The sequence below is a fragment of the Pleomorphomonas carboxyditropha genome, from assembly GCF_002770725.1.
Classification (GTDB): domain Bacteria; phylum Pseudomonadota; class Alphaproteobacteria; order Rhizobiales; family Pleomorphomonadaceae; genus Pleomorphomonas; species Pleomorphomonas carboxyditropha.
Map to the genome: position 1 here is coordinate 132,818 of NZ_NQVN01000003.1, position 17,682 is coordinate 150,499.

Consider the following 17,682-nt stretch of genomic DNA (forward strand, 5'->3'; position numbering starts at 1 on the left):
AGCCCATTCGGGATGTTGCCTTTTTCGCCGCCTAACGGTTTTCCTCGCGCCCTCAGTAGCCTTTACGGCGATCGACGAGATGGCGAAGCGGCCGGCCGGTCTCGTAGGCGGCGATCTCGCCGATCACGTAGCGGCTGAGCGCCACCGGGTCGCTCTCGGCGGCGACATGCGGCGTGATGAAGAGGTTGGGCGCCCGCCAGAGCGGGCTTTCGGCCGGCAACGGTTCGCTGGCGAAGACGTCGAGGCTGGCGCCCTTCACCCGGCCGTCCGCCAGCGCATCGACAAGGTCGGCTTCGACGAGCGACCGGCCGCGGCCGGCGTTGAGGATCACCGGTCCGCCGAGCGGCCCGTCCTTGGCGAGGGCATCGATGACGGCGCGATCGATCAGGTTCTCGGTCTCGGCCGTCAGCGGCAGCAGCGACACCAGAATGTCGGTGCCGGCCAGGAAGGGGGCGAGGCCTTCGGTGCCGTGGAAGCAATCGACGCCGTCCATGCGCTTTTCCGACCGGCTCCAGCCGTTCACCTTGAATCCGAGCGCCAGCAGCGCCCGCGCCGCGTCGCGGCCGAGTTCGCCGAGCCCCATGATGCCGACCCGCACGGCGCCGGCCGCCCACTGGCGAAGCGGCCTCCAGTTGCCGGCCGCCTGCGCCGCCGCGTAATGGGCGTGACGGCGATGATGCAGGAGCACGTTGAGCACCACCCATTCGGTCATGCGGCCGGTAAGGTCGGGATCGACGATACGGACGACGGGCAGATCGGGCAGGTCGGGATCGGTGGTGAGGTGATCGACGCCGGCCCCCAGCGAGAAGATCGCCTTAAGTTTCTCGAAGGTCTTGAGATAGCCGGGCTCGGGCTTCCAGACCAGCGCGTAGCGGACGGCGGCGGGGTCGAAGTCGTCACCGGCAAGGACGACCGTCCGGTCGGGCGCGGCCTGCCGCAGGGCATGGATCCAATGGTCGGGCTTCCAGCCCCGGACGGCGACGAGAATGGTCATGGCGTTTCCCAAGGATAAAGGTCGCGCCACATTGCCCGGCAGGACCGGCGGAAAGCAAGCCTTGCGCCTTTGCGTTCCGCCCCGATCGCCTGGCCCTTCCGGAATGCCGGACGCCCGAATGGTCGCTATTGACGGAAATAGCTGCCGTGCGTATCTGACTTTTCATGTCAACACGCCCTCTCGTCATCCTCCCCGCCCCGCAGCTCCGCCTGACTTCGGCGCCCGTCGCCCGCGTCGACGACGGCGTCCGCAAGCTCGCCCAGGACATGCTGGAGACCATGTACGCGGCGCCGGGCATCGGACTCGCCGCCGTGCAGGTGGGCGAGATGACCCGTCTCATCACCATCGACGTGTCGCATGACGAGGACGCCAAGGAGCCGCGCGTCTTCGTCAATCCGGAAATCCTGTGGAAGTCCGAGGATCTGTCGGTCTACGAGGAAGGCTGCCTCTCCATTCCCGAGTTCTACGAGGAAGTCGAGCGGCCGGCCCGCGTCCGCGTGCGCTATACCAACCTCGCCGGCGAGCCGGAGGAGATGGAAGCCGACGGCCTGCTCGCCACCTGCCTGCAGCACGAGATCGACCATCTCGACGGCGTGCTGTTCATCGACCACATTTCCAAGCTGAAGCGCGACCGCGTCACCAAGAAATTCGTCAAGGCGGCCAAGGAAAAGGCGAGAATCTAGCGGGCCTCAGTCGCCGACGGGTGGTTTCTTGCTCGCCTCAGTCGCCGGCGGGCCTCCGGCCCTTGGCTTCCGCTCCGCGCGGCGCCGCTTGGCGCCGGAAGCCGCCGGGGCGGCTTCGGGTGCCCCTCCGCTCTAATGCTCGGCACGGCGACCTATATAGACCGCCCGCCCCATTCTGCCCGAGGTCCTACGCCTACGCGTAGGATGACAGAATTATATATAAGAAACAAATACGTAACCGCTCGCGGCGGTTCTTATAGATTGTCATCCTGCGCGAAGGCGCAGGACCTCGGGCAGAAAAGAACGAGGGGCACCTATAGGGCTCCGCCTGTCCGGGGTCGTTCAGTCACCGGCGTCGATGACGGGGCGGCCTCATATGATCAGTGTGACCCTGATGCTTGACGGCGCTGCCCGCATGGTATGAAAGGCGGACGCAACAACCGTCACGGGGTCGTCATGCCGCTCAGGGTCGTCTTCATGGGAACGCCCGACTTCTCGGTGCCGGTGCTCGACGCCGTCGTCGGCGCCGGGCACCAGGTGGTCGCCGCCTATACGCGTGCGCCGAAGCCGGCCGGCCGCGGCATGGACCTCCGGCGCTCGCCGGTGCACGTCCGCGCCGACGCGCTCGGTATCCCGGTGCTGACGCCGAAGACGCTCCGCACCGAAGAGGCGCAGGCCACCTTCGCCAGCCATAATGCCGACGTTGCCGTCGTCGTCGCCTACGGCCTGATCCTGCCGAAGCCGGTGCTCGACGCGCCGCGCGTCTGCTGCCTCAACCTGCATGCCTCGCTGTTGCCGCGCTGGCGCGGCGCCGCGCCGATCAACCGCGCCGTCATGGCCGGCGATCCGGAATCCGGCGTCATGGTGATGAGGATGGAGGAAGGGCTCGACACCGGCCCGGTGGCGCTGACCGCCCGCGTCGTCATCGGTCCGGACATGACGGCCGGCGAGCTGCACGACGCGCTGTCGCCCTTGGGCGCCGCGCTGATGGCCGAGGCGCTCGGCAAGATCGAGGATAGCTCCCTCGCCTTCGCGCCGCAGGCCGGGGACGGCGTCACCTACGCCTCGAAGATCACCAACGAGGAGACGCGCGTCGACTGGCAACTCACCGGCCCGGCTGTGCACGACCACGTGCGCGGCCTTTCCCCCTTCCCCGGCGCCTGGTTCGCCGCCGACCTCGGCAAGGGCGAGGAACGGGTGAAGCTCCTCCGCAGCGAGCGGGCGGAGGGATCGGGCGCCCCGGGCACGCTGCTTTCGCCCGACGGCGTCGTCGCCTGCGGCGAGGGCGCCGTGCGGCTCGTCACGGTGCAGCGCGCCGGCTCGAAGGCGATGGCCTTCGCCGATTTCGCGCGCGGTGTCCGCCTCGCTCCCGGCTTCAAGTTCGGCTGATCGCCATGCCCCGCTACCGGCTTCTCGTCGAATATCACGGCAGCGGCTTTTCCGGCTGGCAGTCGCAGGCCGAGGGAACCGGCATCCAGGACCATCTGCAGCGGGCAATTTTGCGATTTGCCGGCGAAGCGGTCGTCATCAAGGGCGCCGGCCGTACCGATGCCGGCGTGCACGCGCTCGGCCAGGTCTGCCATTTCGACGTCGGCAAGACGCTGCGCACCGACACCATCCGCGACGCCGGCAACGTGCACCTTCGCCCGCACGCCATCACCATCGTCTCGGCCGAGGAAGTACCCGAGAGCTTCGACGCCCGCTTTTCCGCGGTGAAGCGGCATTACCGCTATCGCGTTTTCGTGCGGCGGGCACCGCCGACGCTCGATCGCCACCTCGTCTGGCACGTGCCGGTGCCGCTCGACGTCGGCCGCATGGCGGAAGCGGCAGGGGTGCTCATCGGCCGGCACGACTTCACCACCTTCCGCTCGTCGGATTGCCAGGCGAAGAGCCCGGTCAAGACGCTCGACCAGCTCGACATCGTCGAGGCCGACGGCGAGGTGCATTTCCTGGTCTCGGCCCGCTCGTTCCTGCACAACCAGGTGCGCTCGATGGTCGGGGGATTGAGGAAGGTCGGGGACGGCCGCTGGACGGCCGCCGACCTCAAGGCCTCGCTGGACGCCGCCGATCGCCGCGCCTGTGCGCCGGTGGCGCCGCCGGAAGGGCTCTGCCTGATGCGGGTCGATTACTGACATGAAGAAAGGGCGGAAAGTTGCCTCTCCGCCCATTCCCGAAGTTTTCAAAGGCTCGCTGGCGTCACTTCGGCCAGACGAAGGTCGACGGCAGGTGCTGGTAGAGCCAGGTCTCGGTCAGCGTCTTGTCGCCGGCCCGGAGATAGAGGCGCATGTCGACCGGGTTGGAACCTTCGGCCTTGAAATCGAACACGGCGCGCCAGCGCGTGGTTCCCACCACCGGCAGCGTATAGACGCCGGAGATGGAGCCGGAGGACGCCGACACCACCGCCTCGACGCCCGACGACCGGTCGCAATCCTTGAGGTCGCCGCCGTCGAAGTCGATCACGTATTTGACGACGCCGGCCGGGCGCACCTGGCCGGGCACGCCGCCGAAGCCGAGGCGCGTCGAGTAGACGCGGCCGACCGATGCCGGATGCGGCTCGTCGACGCCCCAGGTGAGGCGGTAGTCAAAGGCGATCTCGCTGCCCTTGACGGCCGGCGCGGCCGGCAGCCAGTAGGCGACGATGTTGTCGTGGATCTCGTCGTCGGTGGAAATCTCGACCAGTTGCACGGCGCCGTCGCCCCATTCGCCCTTCGGCTCGACCCACACCGTCGACCGCTTCTCGTAGAAGACGCCGTCGTCCTGGTAGTCCTCGAAGTTGCGGTCGCGCTGGCAGAGGCCGAACCCCTTGATGTTCTTGTCGACGAAAGTCGACGTCATCACGTTGACCGGGTTGTTGAGCGGCCGCCAGACGCGCTCATCGGCGCCGTTCCAGATGGACAGGCCATCCGAATCGTGGATTTCCGGCCGCCAGTCGGGCGCCCGCTGGCGATTGGTCTCGTCGTACCAGAACATCGAGGTGAGCGCCGCGATGCCGAAGCGGGCGATGTCTTCGCGCGGGTAGAAGCGCACCGCCATGTCCATGACGACCGTCCGGTCCTCGTCGCGGCCGACATCCCAGCGCACGGCGCCGGAGACGCGCGGCCCCTCGAGATCGGCGTAGATGGCGAACTGCCCCCCCTTGGAGGCGCCGAAATAGAAGTTGGTGAAGCGCGGGAATTCCTCGGGCGTCGGCATGGCGACGTCGATGGCCAGCGCGCGGGCGGACAGGCCATACTGGTCGAGCGCGCCCGACGAGCGGAAATAGGCGGCGCCGAGGAAGGCCAGCCAGTCGCGCTCGCCGGTCTCGTCCATGACGCGGAAGCCGGCAAAGCCGATGTCGCCGGGCAGGTCGGCGGCCGGATTGTTCGCCGGAATGGTGAAATAGTCGGGCGAATAGAGCACTTCCTGCGCCTTGTCGCCGTCGACGAGGTAGATGCCGACCGGCAGCTTGAAATAGCGGCCCAGATGGAAGAAGCGCAGCGGCGCCTTGCCGCCGGCGGCCTGCACCGTGTGGTCGTCCTTGAACTTGATCTGCCAGTGCCGGTCGTAGTCGATGGCTTCCAGCGCATCGAAGGCGCGCGGCACCTCCGGCACGTAGGCGGCGGCGGCGCGCTCCTTGGCAGCGGTCATCAGCTTGCTGAAGGAAAAGGGCTTGGGCTTGCCGAGCCTTGTCGAGGCCTCGACGGCGCGGGCCTCGGTTGCGGACAGACTCGGGACGAGCCCGAGGGCGGCCAACATGGCCAGAAGGTCACGGCGGGTAAGCTCGGACGACATGAGAGGGTTTCACTCCGACGAAGATCGGTCCACTTTGCCGGCTGCTGCCGGATCGAGGCGCGACGGGCGCATACATAGACCGATCAAGGCTCGACGAACAGTGGGCGGACACTGCATAACTGATGCGATGATTGATGATTCCCAGCCATCCGAGCGCCTGTTCGAGCGCCTTCAGGGCACGGTGGAGCGCGTGACCTTCCACAACGAGGAAAACGGCTTCTCGGTGCTGAAGGTGCGCGTGCGCGGCCGCAAGGATCCGGTGGCCGTCGTCGGGCACGTTCCCACCGTCGCAACGGGCGAGAAGATCGACGCCGAGGGCCAGTGGATGACCGACAAGGTCCACGGCCTGCAGTTCCGCGCCGACCGTATCGAGACGCACGAGCCGACCGGCAAGGACGCGGTGATTCGCTTTCTCGGCTCCGGCCTGATTTCCGGCGTCGGGCCGGCCATGGCCGAGCGCATCGTGCAGGTGTTCGGCGCCAAGGCGCTCGACGTCATCGAGAACGAGCCGATGCGGCTGGTCACCGTACCCGGCCTCGGCAAGCAGACCGCCGCCCGCATCGCCGAGAGCTACCGCGAGCGCAAGGCGGTGAAGGACGTGATGATCGCCTTCCAGGACAAGGGCATCGGCACGGCGCGCGCCGTCGCCATCTGGAAGGTGCTGGGGCCGGAAGCGGTGAAGCTGGTCGAGGAGGATCCCTACCGCCTCGCCCGCGAGGTGCGCGGCATCGGCTTTGCCGGCGCCGACGAGATCGCCGAGAAATTCGGCATCGACCGCGCCGCGCCGGAGCGCGTCAGGGCCGGCATCGCCCATGCCATCGAGAGCGCCGCCGACGACGGCCATACCGCCGTGCCGCGCGCCGACGTGATCGAGCGGGCCGAGCGGCTGCTCGGCGTCGACGCCGATGCCGTCGCGGCGGAAATTGAAGGGGCGATCGCCCAGGGCGAGGTCGAAACCTTCGACATCGACGGCACCGCCTATCTCGCCGTCCGCCGCCTCGCCCGCTTCGAGCGGTCGGTGGCGAACCGCCTGAAGGCGCTGGCCGAGGGGCGGCCGCCCTGGGGCAGGATCGATGTCGATGCCGCCGTGACGCGCTTCGAGGCGCGGAAGGGCATGCAGCTCAGCCCGTCGCAGCGCGAGGCGCTGGCGCTGGTCGCCGGCGCCAAGGTATCGGTGATCACCGGCGGCCCCGGCGTCGGCAAGACGACGCTGCTCGAGGCGCTGCTCGCCACCATTGCGGCGGCCAAGCTGACGGTGGCGCTGGCCGCGCCGACCGGCCGCGCCGCCCGCCGCATGGCCGATCAGGCCGGCCGCGAGGCGAAGACCATCCATCGGCTCCTGGAAATCGACCCGACCACCGGCGGCTTCAAGCGCTCGGCATCGGAGCCGCTCGAGGCCGATGTCGTGGTGATCGACGAGGCGTCGATGGTCGACGTGCCGCTGATGTCGGCGCTCGTCGAAGCCATCCCGCTCAACGCGGCGCTGATCCTGATCGGCGACGTCGACCAGTTGCCGTCGGTCGGGCCGGGCCAGGTGCTCGCCGACGTCATCGCCTCCGGCCTGGTGCCGGTCGCCCGGCTCACCGAGATCTTCCGGCAGGCCGAGGAAAGCCGGATCATCATCAACGCCCACCGCATCAACCGCGGCGAATGGCCCGAACCGCCGCCGTCCGGCGAGCTGGCCGACTTCTACGTCATCGAGGCGCGCGGCGCCGACGACGCGCTGGCCAAGATCCTGGAGGTGGTCGGCAACCGCATTCCCCGCCGCTTCGGCCTCGACCCGATGCGCGACGTGCAGGTGATCACGCCGATGCAGAAGGGCATCTGCGGCGCCCGCAACCTCAACGACCGCCTCGCCGAGCTCCTGAACGGCGCGCCGCTCGATCGCATCGAACGCTTCGGCCAGACCTACGCCACCGGCGACAAGGTGATGCAGATCGAGAACGACTACGATCGCGACGTGTTCAACGGCGACCTCGGCATTCTCAAGCGCATTCGCCAGCAGGAGGACGAGATCGTCGTTGCCTTCGACGGCCGCGAGGTCAAATACGGCCTCGAGGATCTCGAGGCGCTGACGCGCGCCTATGCCATCACCATCCACAAGAGCCAGGGCTCGGAATATCCTGCGGTGGTGATCCCGCTGTTGCGCGATCACGCCATCATGCTGGCCCGCAACCTTCTCTACACGGCGGCGACGCGCGGCCGGCAGCTCGTCGTCCTGGTGGCCGAGCCACGGGCGCTGGAAATGGCGCTGTCCGGCGACCGGATCCGCCGCCGCTTCACCCGCCTCAAGTCGATGTTGACGGGCTGACCCGGACGCACGAAGCCACGGCAGCGGCTTCCGGCGCCAAGCGGCGCCGGCGCCCGAGGCCTCGAATAAATTGGCCAGAAAGCCATTTGCCCTCGCCCGGCCTTGCGCGTAACGTCTCACAACAGCGATCGAATTCGGGAGGCAGGTCGATGGTGGATCTCGGGGTGCGTGAGGGACTGACGGACGGTGCGGTCCGGGCGATCACCGAGGGAACCCACGGCGATCCCTTCGCGCTCCTGGGGCCGCACCGGGTGTCCGGCGCCCGTACGGTGATCCGCACCTTCAAGCCCAATGCCCGCGCCATCGCGCTGATCTCGGCCGACGGACGCAAGCTTGCCGACTTCCAGCACGTCGAGGGCGGCCTGTGGGTGGCCTTCGCGCAGGGCGATCCCGGCCTCTATCGCCTGCGCGTCGAGTGGCCGAACAGCGTCCATGAAGCGGAGGACCCCTATTCCTTCGGGCCGCTGCTCGGTGAGATGGACGTCTACCTGCTGGCCGAGGGCCAGCACCGGCATCTCGCCGACGCCCTGGGCGCCGTGGTCACCGAGGTGGGCGGCGTGCCGGGCGTGCGCTTCGCCGTCTGGGCGCCCAATGCCCGGCGGGTGTCGGTGGTCGGCAACTTCAACTCCTGGGACGGCCGCCGCCACCCGATGCGGCTGCGCCGCGAGTGCGGCGTCTGGGAGCTGTTCATTCCGCGCCTTGCCATCGGCGAGGCCTACAAATACGAGATCATCGGCGCCCACGGCGAGCTCCTGCCCGACAAGGCCGATCCGGTCGCCCGCCAGTACGAGCTGGCGCCGGCCACCGCCTCCATCGTCGCCGACCCCAAGCCGTTCGAGTGGCACGACGCCACCTTCATGCGCAACCGCGCCGCCTTCCAGTCGAAGACGGCGCCGTTTTCCGTCTACGAGGTGCACGCCGGCTCCTGGCAGCGGCCGGACGGCAAGCCGGTCACCTGGCGCTTCCTGGCCGAGCATCTCGTCGCCTACGTCAAGCACATGGGCTTCACCCATATCGAGCTGTTGCCGATCATGGAGCATCCGTTCGGCGGCTCCTGGGGCTACCAGCCGCTCGGCCTGTTCGCGCCGACCGCCCGCTACGGTTCGCCGGCCGATTTCGCCCGCTTCGTCGACGCCTGCCACGAGGCCGGCATCGGCGTCATCCTCGACTGGGTGCCGGCGCATTTCCCGACCGACGCCCACGGCCTTGCTCACTTCGACGGCACGCCGCTCTACGAGCATCGGGACCCTCGCGAGGGCTTTCATCAGGACTGGAATACCTTGATCTACAACTTCGGCCGCACCGAAGTGATCGGTTTTTTGGTGGCGTCGGCGCTGGAATGGCTGCAGCGCTTCCACATCGACGGCCTCAGGGTCGACGCCGTCGCCTCGATGCTCTACCGCGACTATTCGCGCAAGCCGGGCGAATGGATCCCCAACCGGTACGGCGGCCGGGAAAACCTGGAAGCGGTGTCGTTCATCAAGCACCTCAACGGCGTGATCGCCCACGAGGTGCCGGACGCGCTGATGATCGCCGAGGAATCCACCGCCTGGCCGGGCGTCACCGCACCGCTGGCCGACGGTGGCCTCGGCTTTTCCTACAAGTGGAACATGGGCTGGATGCACGATTCGCTCGACTATTTCTCGCTCGAGCCGATCCATCGCAAGTATCATCACAACCAGATGACCTTCGCGCTGATGTACGCTTATTCGGAGCGCTTCGTGCTGCCGCTCAGCCACGACGAGGTGGTGCACGGCAAGCGCTCGATCTTCGGCCGCATGCCCGGCGACGAATGGCAGCGCTTCGCCAACATCCGCGCCTACTACGCCTTCATGTGGACGCACCCCGGCAAGAAGCTTTCCTTCATGGGCAACGAGGTCGCCCAGGGGCGGGAGTGGAACCACGACGGCACGATCGATCTCTGGCTGGAGAGCCGGGCGAACAATCTCGGCGTCCAGCGGTTGATGCGCGACCTCAACACGCTCTACCGGGCCGAGCCGGCGCTGCACGCCCGCGACTTCGAGCCGGAAGGCTTCCAGTGGGTGGTGGTGGACGACAACGAGCAATCGACGCTCGCCTATCTGCGCTGGGGCTTCGAAAAGGACGCGCCCTGCCTCATCGTCGGCAACTTCACGCCGGTGCCGCGCTCGGGCTACCGGGTGGGCGTGCCGCGCGCCGGCCTATGGCGCGAGGTGTTCAACTCCGACGCCGAGATCTACGGCGGCTCCAACATGGGCAACAAGGGCCGGCTGACGGCAAACAATGCCCCGAGCCACGGCATGGACTTTTCGCTCGACCTGACCTTGCCGCCGCTCGCCGTCGTCATCCTGCGCTGGGATGGCGAAGCGTCGGCCGAAGCCAAGCCGGCGAAGAAGAGCAAGGCGAAGAGTTGAGGCCGTCAGGCGCCTGTAAGGTTACCCGGCAAAATACCTATCGAGGAAGGTTCGATAGATCGCCTTCAGGCGGTGGAGATCGTCGAGGGCCACGTTTTCGTCGACCTTGTGCATGGTCTGGCCGACGAGACCGAACTCGACGACCGGACAGTAGGTCTTGATGAAGCGTGCGTCCGACGTGCCGCCGGTGGTGGAGAGCTCCGGCCGACGGCCGGTGACCGCCTCGACCGCGTCCGACAGGCCGTCGATCAGCGTGGCGTCGTGCGTCAGGAAGGAGACGGCGTTGGTCGGCTCGAACACCAGCTCATAGGCGAGCGGCGCCGGCCGGCCGCTGCGGAGCGGCGCCGTCTCGACGGCGCGCCGCACCCGCGCTTTGATCTCCGCGTGCAGCGCCTCGACCGTCCAGATGTCGTTGAAGCGGATGTTGAAGGCGATCTCCACCTCGGCCGGCACGACATTGGTGGCCCGGTTGCCGGTCTCCACCGAGGTAACCTCGAGATTGGACGGCTGGAAGCGCTCGTTGCCGGCGTCGAACGGTGGGTCCATCAGCGCGGCGATCACCGAAGGCGCCACGCGCAGCGGATTGTCGGCGAGATGCGGATAGGCGACGTGCCCCTGCACGCCCCTGAGCTTGACGAAGCCCGACAGCGAGCCGCGACGGCCGACCTTCACCATGTCGCCGAGGGCGGCGGGGTTGGTCGGCTCGCCGACGATGGCGTGGCTGAAGCGCTCGCCGCGCCTCACCGCCCAATCGAGAAGCTTCACCGTGCCGTTGATCGACGGCCCTTCCTCGTCGCCGGTGATGAGAAAGGAGATGCGGCCGCCGAAGTCGCGGCCGTTGTCCTCGACGAAGTCGAGAACGGCGGCGGCGAAGGCGGCGATGCCGCCCTTCATGTCGACGGCGCCACGGCCGTAGAGCCGCCCACCCTCGATGTCGCCGGCAAACGGGCCATGGCTCCAGAGCTCGGGCTTGCCGGGCGGCACCACGTCGGTGTGGCCGGCGAACGTCAGGTGGCGGTTGCTGGCTCCGATGCCGGCGAAGAGGTTCTCGACGTCGGGCGTGCCGTCGTCGCTGAACACCGGACGGTCCACCGTGAAGCCGGCCGGCGCCAGCAGCCCTTCGAGGAAGGCAAGCGCCCCGCCCTCGGCCGGCGTCACCGACGGGCACATCAGAAGGTCGCGGGCGATGGCGACGGGATCGTGGGGCATCGGGCGGCGCTCCGGGTTCATCCGACAGCAGGCATAGCCCACGGATCGATCAGGTCAAGCCCGAGGTCGGCGAAATCGGCCAGGTTGCGCGTGGCGAGCGATGCCGACCGCGACAGGGCGATGGCGGCGATCGCCGCGTCGGCGAGATCGTGCATCGGCCGGCCGATGGCGCGGCGGGAGGCCCGGAGGCGACCGCAGATTTCCGCAGCATCCTCGTCGAACGGGAAAATACGCCCGAGGAACTTCACTTCAAGGAGTTTGCGAACTTCGGCTTCGATGGCGCGCCGGCGATGCCCGGCCGGCATCACCTCGATGCCGAAGCGCAACTCCATGATGGTAATGGCGGTGACGGAGAGATCACCCGCTCCCGTAAGTCGACCCAATCGACCACTCGACGCTCCGGCCTTTGCCGGATCAGTTCGGAGAGAACGTTGGTATCGAGGAGGATCATCGTTCGTAATCCGGCGTGTCGAAATCAATCGGCTCGGGAACCGGCCAGCGCTGCCGCTCGGGCAGATCGAACCCGCCATGCTTTGCAAACATGGCGACAATCTCGCTGCCGAGGCCCTTCGCTTTCGGGTCTTCGACCGGCGGGGCCACCGAGGCCGCCGCCTTGGCGAGGAGATCGGCGATCTCCGCCTCGAGCGTGCGGCCGTTGCGCTCCGCCAACCGGCGCAGGCCGGCTTCGGTCTCGGGATCGATATTGGCGATGGTGAGAGCGCTCATGGCAGCACCTCCGGCATAAGGGGCACCGTCAGAATAAGGCAAAGCCGGCAACGAGGCAATTTCCGCGCCGGCTTGCGATGAAGCGTCCGTGCCGCCGGTCAGTCGCGCAGCAGCTCGTTGATCGAGGTCTTGGAGCGGGTCTTGGCGTCGACCTTCTTGACGATGACGGCGCAATAGGTCGACGGACCCCAATCCTGGCCGGGCAGCGGCTTGCCCGGAATGGAGCCGGAGACCACCACCGAATAGGGCGGCACCTTGCCCATGTGCACCTCTCCGGTGGCGCGGTCGATGATCTTGGTCGACTTGCCGATGAACACGCCCATGGAGATCACCGAGCCCTCGCCGACCACCACGCCCTCGACCACCTCGGAGCGGGCGCCGATGAAGCAGTCGTCCTCGATGACGGTCGGGCCGGCCTGCATCGGCTCGAGCACACCGCCAATGCCGACGCCGCCGGACAGGTGGACGTTCTTGCCGATCTGGGCGCAGGAGCCGACGGTGACCCAGGTGTCGACCATGGTGGCGGTGTCGACATAGGCGCCGAGGTTGACGAAGGACGGCATCAGCACGGCGCCCGGCGCGATGTAGGCGGAGCGGCGGACGATGGCGCCCGGCACGGCGCGGAAGCCGGCGGCCTCGTAGGCGGCGGCGTCCATGCCCGCGAACTTGGAGGGAACCTTGTCCCACCAGGAGGCGCCGCCGGGAGCGCCGGAGATCAGCGCCGTCGGCGTCAGGCGGAAGGACAGCAGCACCGCCTTCTTGAGCCACTGGTTGACCACCCACTCGCCATCGATCTTTTCGGCGACGCGCGCCTTGCCGCCGTCGAGCAGGTCGAGCGCCGCCTCGACGGCGTCGCGCACCTTGCCCTTGGTCTCCTGCGTGACGGAGGCGCGATCCTCCCAGGCGACGTCAAGGGTGGCGGCGAGGTCGGCATAGGCGGCCGTGGCGGCAGTCTCGGTCATGATGATCTCCGAATGGGCCATGCGGGATTGGCATCGGCTTCGTGCTTTAGGGGTTTTGCCGGGCGGGCGCAACAAAAGCGGTCCATGCCGGGGCGGCACATTTCCCACCTTTGTCGTGGTCGGGCCCGGGAAGACGCCGTATGACGGCGATCTTGTCGGAACGGAGAAACCGCCCGAAATTCATGGTCTTATCGTCATTGCCCCGGATTGGACGCACGTCAGCCGGCGACACACGTCCCCAAAAGCTCCCTCCAATCACCTTGGACGGACGAGCAGGTAGGTATTGTTGCGATAATTCTTGCAGCCGGTCAGTGGGCTTTGCGGTCCTTCTTCTTGCCTTTAAAGGGCAGCTTGCTATCGCGCGGCGCCTCCTTGTAGGGCGGCTTGCCGTCGCGTGGCGGCTTCGCCTTGCCCTTGGCATGGTCGTCCTCACGCCGCGGCTTGTCCTTGCGGGGCCTGGCCGGAGCGGCCGCCGGCGGACCGTCGGCGCGGGCGATACGGACGTTCTCGTCGTTGCCGGCGGCGGCGAGCCGTTCGAGCGCGGCGATGCCGCCCGGCGCCACCTCGGCGAAGCTCTCGCCGTCGCCGATGCGGATGGCGCCGAAATCGCGGCCCTTGAGGCCGGAATGGCGGCAGAGGAAGGCGAGCACGCGCTTGACCTCGGCGCCGTCACGGCGGCCGACCGACAGGCGGAACCAGGCGGAGCCGGTGAAGTCCACCGTCTCCCGCACCTTCGGCCGCTCCGGCGCGTCGGCGCGGCGCGGCTTGCGCTCCACCGGGTCGCCGATTTCCTCAGGCGCCGGCAGGCGGGTGCGGGCGAGGCGGATGAAGGCGGCGGCCAGGTCCTCGGCCGTCCTGCCCTCGGCGAGGCGGCTCGCGAAAGCCAGTTCGTCCTCGCCCATTTCTTCCGACAGCAACGGGTCGGCGAGCAGGCGCTCCTCGTCGAGCCGGCGGATGGCGTCGGCCGACGGCGCCGCCTCGGAGAACAGCTCGATGCCGGCGCCGGCAAGCAGGCTTTCCGCCCGGCGGCGGCGGTTTGACGGCACCAGCAGCACCGAGACGCCCTTGCGGCCGGCGCGGCCGGTACGGCCGGACCGGTGCAGCAGCACCTCGCTGTCGTGCGGCAGGTCGGCGTGGACGACGAGGCCGAGGTCGGGCACGTCGAGGCCGCGCGCCGCCACGTCGGTGGCGACGCAGACGCGGGCGCGGCCGTCACGCAGCGCCGACAGCGCCTCGTTGCGCTCGCCCTGCCCCATCTCGCCTGAGAGGGCCACCACCGAGAAGCCGCGTTCGAGGAGTGCGCCGGTCAGGCGCTTGACGCCCTCGCGGGTACCGCAGAAGACGATGGAGGTGACCGCGTCGTGAAAGCGCAGCAGATTGACCACCGCCTTCTCGATCTCGTGCGGGAAGACGCGGACGGCATGGTAGTCGATGTCGGCGTGAACCTCGCCGTCCTCGGCCACGTCGACGCGCGTCGCGTCCGGCCGCATGAAGTCGCGGGCGAGGCGGACGATATCGGCCGGCAGCGTGGCGGAGAACAGCAGCGTCTGGCGGTCGGCCGGCGCGGCGCCGAGCAGCTTCTCCAGGTCTTCGCGGAAACCGAGGTCGAGCATCTCGTCGGCCTCGTCGAGCACCACGGCGACGGCATCGGCAAGGTCGAGGTTGCCGCGATCGAGATGGTCGCAGAGGCGGCCGGGCGTGCCGACGACGATATGGGTGCCCTGGGCAAGCTGCCGCTGCTCGCGGCGCGGATCCATGCCGCCGACGCAGGAAACCAGGCGGGCGCCGGTCTCGCCGTAGAGCCAGGCGAGTTCGCGAGCCACTTGCAGGGCGAGCTCGCGCGTCGGCGCGACGACCAGGGCGAGCGGCTTGCCGGCCGCGGCGAAAACCTCGGCCGGACCGAGCAGGCGTTCGGCGAGCGCCATGCCGAAGGCGACGGTCTTGCCGGAGCCGGTGCGGGCGGACACCAGCATATCGGCGCCGCCGAGCTCCGGCGCGGCGACGGCCGACTGAACGGCGGTGGGATCGACATAACCACGGGCGGCGAGCGCTCGCGCCAACGCGGGATGAGCTTGAGAAAAAGACATAAGTTTCCTGGGGGGCTTCCTGGAAGGAACGCGCGGACAACGGCGGAGGCCGGCACGGCGCGGAAAAACGGAGCCTTCTCATACAGGCGAAGGGCCGGCTCCGCCAGCCCCGGCGGCGCATGGCTCGTCAGCCGGAAAGTGCATCCGCGATATGGGTGAGAAAGGCCGGGAGGTCGGCGGTGACGAAGTCGGCGGCTGCCTCGTCGGGGCGCGGCCTGGTGCCTCCCGTCACCAGGACGGTGCGCATGCCGAGGGCGCGCGGCACCACGAGGTTGCGCGGCGCATCCTCGAACATGGCGGCCGCCGCCGGCTCGATGGAAAAGCGGGCGAGGAAGGCGGCGTAAGTCGCCTCGGCCGGCTTCGGCAGGTAGCCGGCGTCGACGATGTCGAACACGCCGTCGAAGCGATCATCGATACCGAGGCGGGACAGCGTCTCGCCGGCATGGGCGTGGGTGCCGGAAGTGAGGATGAACTTGCGGCCCGGCAGGCGGGCGAGGACCGCGGCCAGCGCCGGATGCGGGACGAGCACCGAACGGTCGACGGCGTGGACCTCGGCAAGGAAATCCCCGGGATCGACGCCGTGCTCCTCCATCAGGCCGCGCAGCGTCGTGCCGTAGCGGGCGGCATAGTGCCGTTGCAGGGCGGCGGCCTCCTCGGCGGTGACGCCGATCACCCGCGCCGTATAGGCGCGGATGCGGCTCATCACGGCGGTGAAGACGCCGCTCTCCGGCGGATAAAGCGTGTCGTCGAGATCGAAGATCCAGTCCCGGACACCGGCAAAGACGGAGAGGTCATCGCCGGCGGGCGGTTGCCCCTGCAACATCAGCGGCGGATCAGCGTGCCGGCGCCGGTCTCGGTGAAGATCTCCAGGAGGACGGCGTGGGCCGTCTTGCCGTTGACGATCACCGCCGCGTCGACGCCGCGCTTCAAGGCGTCGAAGCAGGTCTCCACCTTGGGGATCATGCCGCCGGAGATGGTGCCGTCGGCGATCAGCGCCTGCGCCTCGGCGCGGGTGAGCTGCTTGAGAAGCTGGCCGTTGCGGTCGAGCACGCCCGGCACGTCGGTGAGGAACAGGAGGCGCGCGGCGTGCAGGGCGCCGGCGATGGCGCCGGCGAAGGTGTCGGCGTTGACGTTGTAGGTCTCGCCGTCGACGCCGGGGGCGACGGGCGCCACCACCGGGATCAGGTCTTCCTTGGCCACCATGTCGAGCACGGCCGGGTTGACGACCTTGGGCTCGCCGACGAAGCCGAGGTCGATCACCTTCTCCATCTCGCTGTCGGGGTCGCGCATGGTGCGCGTCGCCTTCTCGACGGTGACCAGGTTGCCGTCCTTGCCGCAGAGGCCGATGGCCCGGCCGCCCTCGGCGTTGAGCGCCGAAACGATCTGCTTGTTGATGGAGCCGGCCAGCACCATCTCGACGATTTCCATGGTGGCGCGGTCGGTGACGCGCAGGCCGTTCTTGAACTCGCTCTTGATGCCGAGCTTGTCGAGCATCGAGCCGATCTGCGGACCGCCGCCGTGCACGACGATCGGCTTCATGCCCGATTGCTTCAGGAGCACGATGTCGCGGGCGAAGGCGCGGGCGAGGCCGGGGTCGCCCATGGCGTGGCCGCCGTATTTCACCACGATGGTCTTGTCGTCGTAGCGCTGCATGTAGGGCAGCGCCTCGGAGATGATGCGGGCGCGCGACAGCATCGCTTCGGCGGTTTCGGGCGTGGACGTGGTCATGGCGGCCTCGGCGTCGGTTGGATCGAGAACGCCTATAGCCGATCGGGGGGCAAGGCTCAACGGCCGAACGGCGGGTCGCAGACCCACCGCACCCGGAGCCGCCGTTCAGGCGCCGGCCAGCAGCCGGGAAATCGCCGCCCGCAGGTCGTCGACGCCAGCGCCCTTTTCGCTCGACGTGGCGAGGATTTCGGGGAAAGCGGCCGGACGCTTGCGGATGCGCTCGGCGATTTCGGCGAGCACCTTGTCGATGCCGCCCGGCTTCAGCTTGTCGGCCTTGGTCAGCACGATCTGGTAGGAGACGGCCGCCTTGTCGAGCAAGGTCAGCACGTCCTCGTCGTTCTTCTTGAGGCCGTGGCGGGCATCGATCAGCACGTAGACGCGGCGGAGGTTGGGCCGGCCGCGCAGATAGGCGCGGATCAGCGCGTTCCAGACGTCGACCTTGTCCTTGGGCGCCTCGGCGTAGCCGTAGCCGGGCATGTCGACGAGCAGCAGGCCGGCGTCGACCTCCGGCCGGAACAGGTTGAGCTCCTGGGTGCGGCCCGGCGTGTTGGAGGTGCGGGCAAGGCCCTGCTGGCCGGTCAGCGCGTTGATGAGGCTCGACTTGCCGACGTTGGAGCGACCGGCGAAGGCCACCTCGATGGTGCCGGCGATCGGCGGCAGGTCGTTCGCCTGCGCCATGCCGCGGACGAACGTCCAGGGGCGGGCGAACAGGAGGCGTGTCGCCTCGGGATCGATCGCGGTGCGGGTTTCGTCCATCGTGGCAGATCCTGGCTGTCGGCGGCGGGCGGTCCTCGCCCTCATAAAGGAAACGGACCGGC

At 68.5% G+C, this 17,682-nt stretch carries 15 protein-coding genes; 5 read left to right on the top strand and 10 right to left on the bottom strand.

Annotated features, from left to right (window positions below):
• Nucleotides 1-52 precede the first annotated feature (52 nt).
• Nucleotides 53-994: a 2-hydroxyacid dehydrogenase gene (locus tag CJ014_RS07805; protein ID WP_100079913.1), complete on the bottom strand. Its 942-nt coding sequence runs from the start codon at nt 992-994 to the stop codon at nt 53-55.
• Nucleotides 995-1,158: 164 nt separating this feature from the next.
• Here CJ014_RS07805 and def point away from each other — a divergent pair, with 164 nt between their 5' ends.
• From def to truA, 3 genes are all read left to right on the top strand, one after another.
• Nucleotides 1,159-1,677, top strand: coding sequence for a peptide deformylase (def, locus tag CJ014_RS07810; RefSeq protein WP_100079914.1), 519 nt, complete (start codon nt 1,159-1,161; stop codon nt 1,675-1,677).
• 456 nt (nt 1,678-2,133) lie between these two features.
• Nucleotides 2,134-3,066, top strand: coding sequence for a methionyl-tRNA formyltransferase (gene fmt / locus CJ014_RS07815; RefSeq protein WP_100079915.1), 933 nt, complete (start codon nt 2,134-2,136; stop codon nt 3,064-3,066).
• A 5-nt stretch (nt 3,067-3,071) separates the two neighbouring features.
• Nucleotides 3,072-3,809, top strand: coding sequence for a tRNA pseudouridine(38-40) synthase TruA (gene truA, locus CJ014_RS07820; RefSeq protein WP_100079916.1), 738 nt, complete (start codon nt 3,072-3,074; stop codon nt 3,807-3,809).
• Between the two features lie 64 nt (nt 3,810-3,873).
• Here the strand turns inward: truA and CJ014_RS07825 are convergent, their stop codons facing one another.
• Nucleotides 3,874-5,448 (bottom strand): OpgD/OpgG family glucan biosynthesis protein, encoded by a 1,575-nt coding sequence (locus tag CJ014_RS07825; protein ID WP_100079917.1) that lies wholly within the window; start codon nt 5,446-5,448, stop codon nt 3,874-3,876.
• A 127-nt stretch (nt 5,449-5,575) separates the two neighbouring features.
• Here CJ014_RS07825 and recD2 point away from each other — a divergent pair, with 127 nt between their 5' ends.
• Entirely contained in the window at nt 5,576-7,759 is a 2,184-nt protein-coding gene (recD2, locus tag CJ014_RS07830) for an SF1B family DNA helicase RecD2 (RefSeq protein ID WP_100079918.1), read from the top strand.
• A 149-nt stretch (nt 7,760-7,908) separates the two neighbouring features.
• Entirely contained in the window at nt 7,909-10,152 is a 2,244-nt protein-coding gene (glgB, locus tag CJ014_RS07835; protein ID WP_100079919.1) for a 1,4-alpha-glucan branching protein GlgB, read from the top strand.
• Between the two features lie 21 nt (nt 10,153-10,173).
• Here the strand turns inward: glgB and dapE are convergent, their stop codons facing one another.
• From dapE to yihA, 8 genes are all read right to left on the bottom strand, one after another.
• Nucleotides 10,174-11,361 (bottom strand): succinyl-diaminopimelate desuccinylase, encoded by a 1,188-nt coding sequence (gene dapE, locus CJ014_RS07840; protein ID WP_100079920.1) that lies wholly within the window; start codon nt 11,359-11,361, stop codon nt 10,174-10,176.
• Nucleotides 11,362-11,378: 17 nt separating this feature from the next.
• The gene (locus CJ014_RS28285; protein ID WP_100079921.1) at nt 11,379-11,891 is read right to left on the bottom strand and encodes a PIN domain-containing protein; all 513 of its coding nucleotides are present in this window, start codon (nt 11,889-11,891) and stop codon (nt 11,379-11,381) included.
• Complete coding sequence (locus tag CJ014_RS07850; protein ID WP_100079922.1) at nt 11,809-12,087, bottom strand: FitA-like ribbon-helix-helix domain-containing protein; 279 nt, start codon at nt 12,085-12,087, stop codon at nt 11,809-11,811. The genes CJ014_RS28285 and CJ014_RS07850 overlap by 83 nt, the downstream gene beginning before the upstream one ends.
• Nucleotides 12,088-12,185: 98 nt before the next feature.
• Nucleotides 12,186-13,049 carry a 2,3,4,5-tetrahydropyridine-2,6-dicarboxylate N-succinyltransferase gene (dapD, locus tag CJ014_RS07855; protein ID WP_100080101.1) on the bottom strand — a complete coding sequence of 288 codons (864 nt, stop codon included), beginning with the start codon at nt 13,047-13,049 and terminating at the stop codon, nt 12,186-12,188.
• Between the two features lie 308 nt (nt 13,050-13,357).
• Complete coding sequence (locus tag CJ014_RS07860; protein WP_100079923.1) at nt 13,358-15,136, bottom strand: DEAD/DEAH box helicase; 1,779 nt, start codon at nt 15,134-15,136, stop codon at nt 13,358-13,360.
• Nucleotides 15,137-15,263: 127 nt separating this feature from the next.
• On the bottom strand, nt 15,264-15,959 hold the full coding sequence (locus CJ014_RS07865) for a pyrimidine 5'-nucleotidase (protein WP_100079924.1): 696 nt from the start codon (nt 15,957-15,959) through the stop codon (nt 15,264-15,266).
• Nucleotides 15,959-16,831 (bottom strand): acetylglutamate kinase, encoded by an 873-nt coding sequence (gene argB / locus CJ014_RS07870; RefSeq protein ID WP_245427197.1) that lies wholly within the window; start codon nt 16,829-16,831, stop codon nt 15,959-15,961. Before argB ends, CJ014_RS07865 begins: the two co-directional genes overlap by 1 nt.
• Before the next feature lie 138 nt (nt 16,832-16,969).
• Complete coding sequence (gene yihA, locus CJ014_RS07875; RefSeq protein WP_100079926.1) at nt 16,970-17,620, bottom strand: ribosome biogenesis GTP-binding protein YihA/YsxC; 651 nt, start codon at nt 17,618-17,620, stop codon at nt 16,970-16,972.
• Nucleotides 17,621-17,682 lie beyond the last annotated feature (62 nt).

Coding starts and splice junctions, on each gene's coding strand:
- dapE (WP_100079920.1), bottom strand. CDS start 11,361: ATGCCCCACGATCCCGTCGCCATCGCCCGCGACCTTCTGATGTGCCCG.
- fmt (WP_100079915.1), top strand. CDS start 2,134: ATGCCGCTCAGGGTCGTCTTCATGGGAACGCCCGACTTCTCGGTGCCG.
- CJ014_RS28285 (WP_100079921.1), bottom strand. CDS start 11,891: ATGGCGGGTTCGATCTGCCCGAGCGGCAGCGCTGGCCGGTTCCCGAGC.
- glgB (WP_100079919.1), top strand. CDS start 7,909: ATGGTGGATCTCGGGGTGCGTGAGGGACTGACGGACGGTGCGGTCCGG.
- dapD (WP_100080101.1), bottom strand. CDS start 13,049: ATGACCGAGACTGCCGCCACGGCCGCCTATGCCGACCTCGCCGCCACC.
- def (WP_100079914.1), top strand. CDS start 1,159: ATGTCAACACGCCCTCTCGTCATCCTCCCCGCCCCGCAGCTCCGCCTG.
- CJ014_RS07850 (WP_100079922.1), bottom strand. CDS start 12,087: ATGAGCGCTCTCACCATCGCCAATATCGATCCCGAGACCGAAGCCGGC.
- truA (WP_100079916.1), top strand. CDS start 3,072: ATGCCCCGCTACCGGCTTCTCGTCGAATATCACGGCAGCGGCTTTTCC.
- recD2 (WP_100079918.1), top strand. CDS start 5,576: ATGATTGATGATTCCCAGCCATCCGAGCGCCTGTTCGAGCGCCTTCAG.
- CJ014_RS07825 (WP_100079917.1), bottom strand. CDS start 5,448: ATGTCGTCCGAGCTTACCCGCCGTGACCTTCTGGCCATGTTGGCCGCC.
- yihA (WP_100079926.1), bottom strand. CDS start 17,620: ATGGACGAAACCCGCACCGCGATCGATCCCGAGGCGACACGCCTCCTG.
- CJ014_RS07805 (WP_100079913.1), bottom strand. CDS start 994: ATGACCATTCTCGTCGCCGTCCGGGGCTGGAAGCCCGACCATTGGATC.
- CJ014_RS07860 (WP_100079923.1), bottom strand. CDS start 15,136: ATGTCTTTTTCTCAAGCTCATCCCGCGTTGGCGCGAGCGCTCGCCGCC.
- CJ014_RS07865 (WP_100079924.1), bottom strand. CDS start 15,959: ATGTTGCAGGGGCAACCGCCCGCCGGCGATGACCTCTCCGTCTTTGCC.
- argB (WP_245427197.1), bottom strand. CDS start 16,831: ATGCTGTCGCGCGCCCGCATCATCTCCGAGGCGCTGCCCTACATGCAG.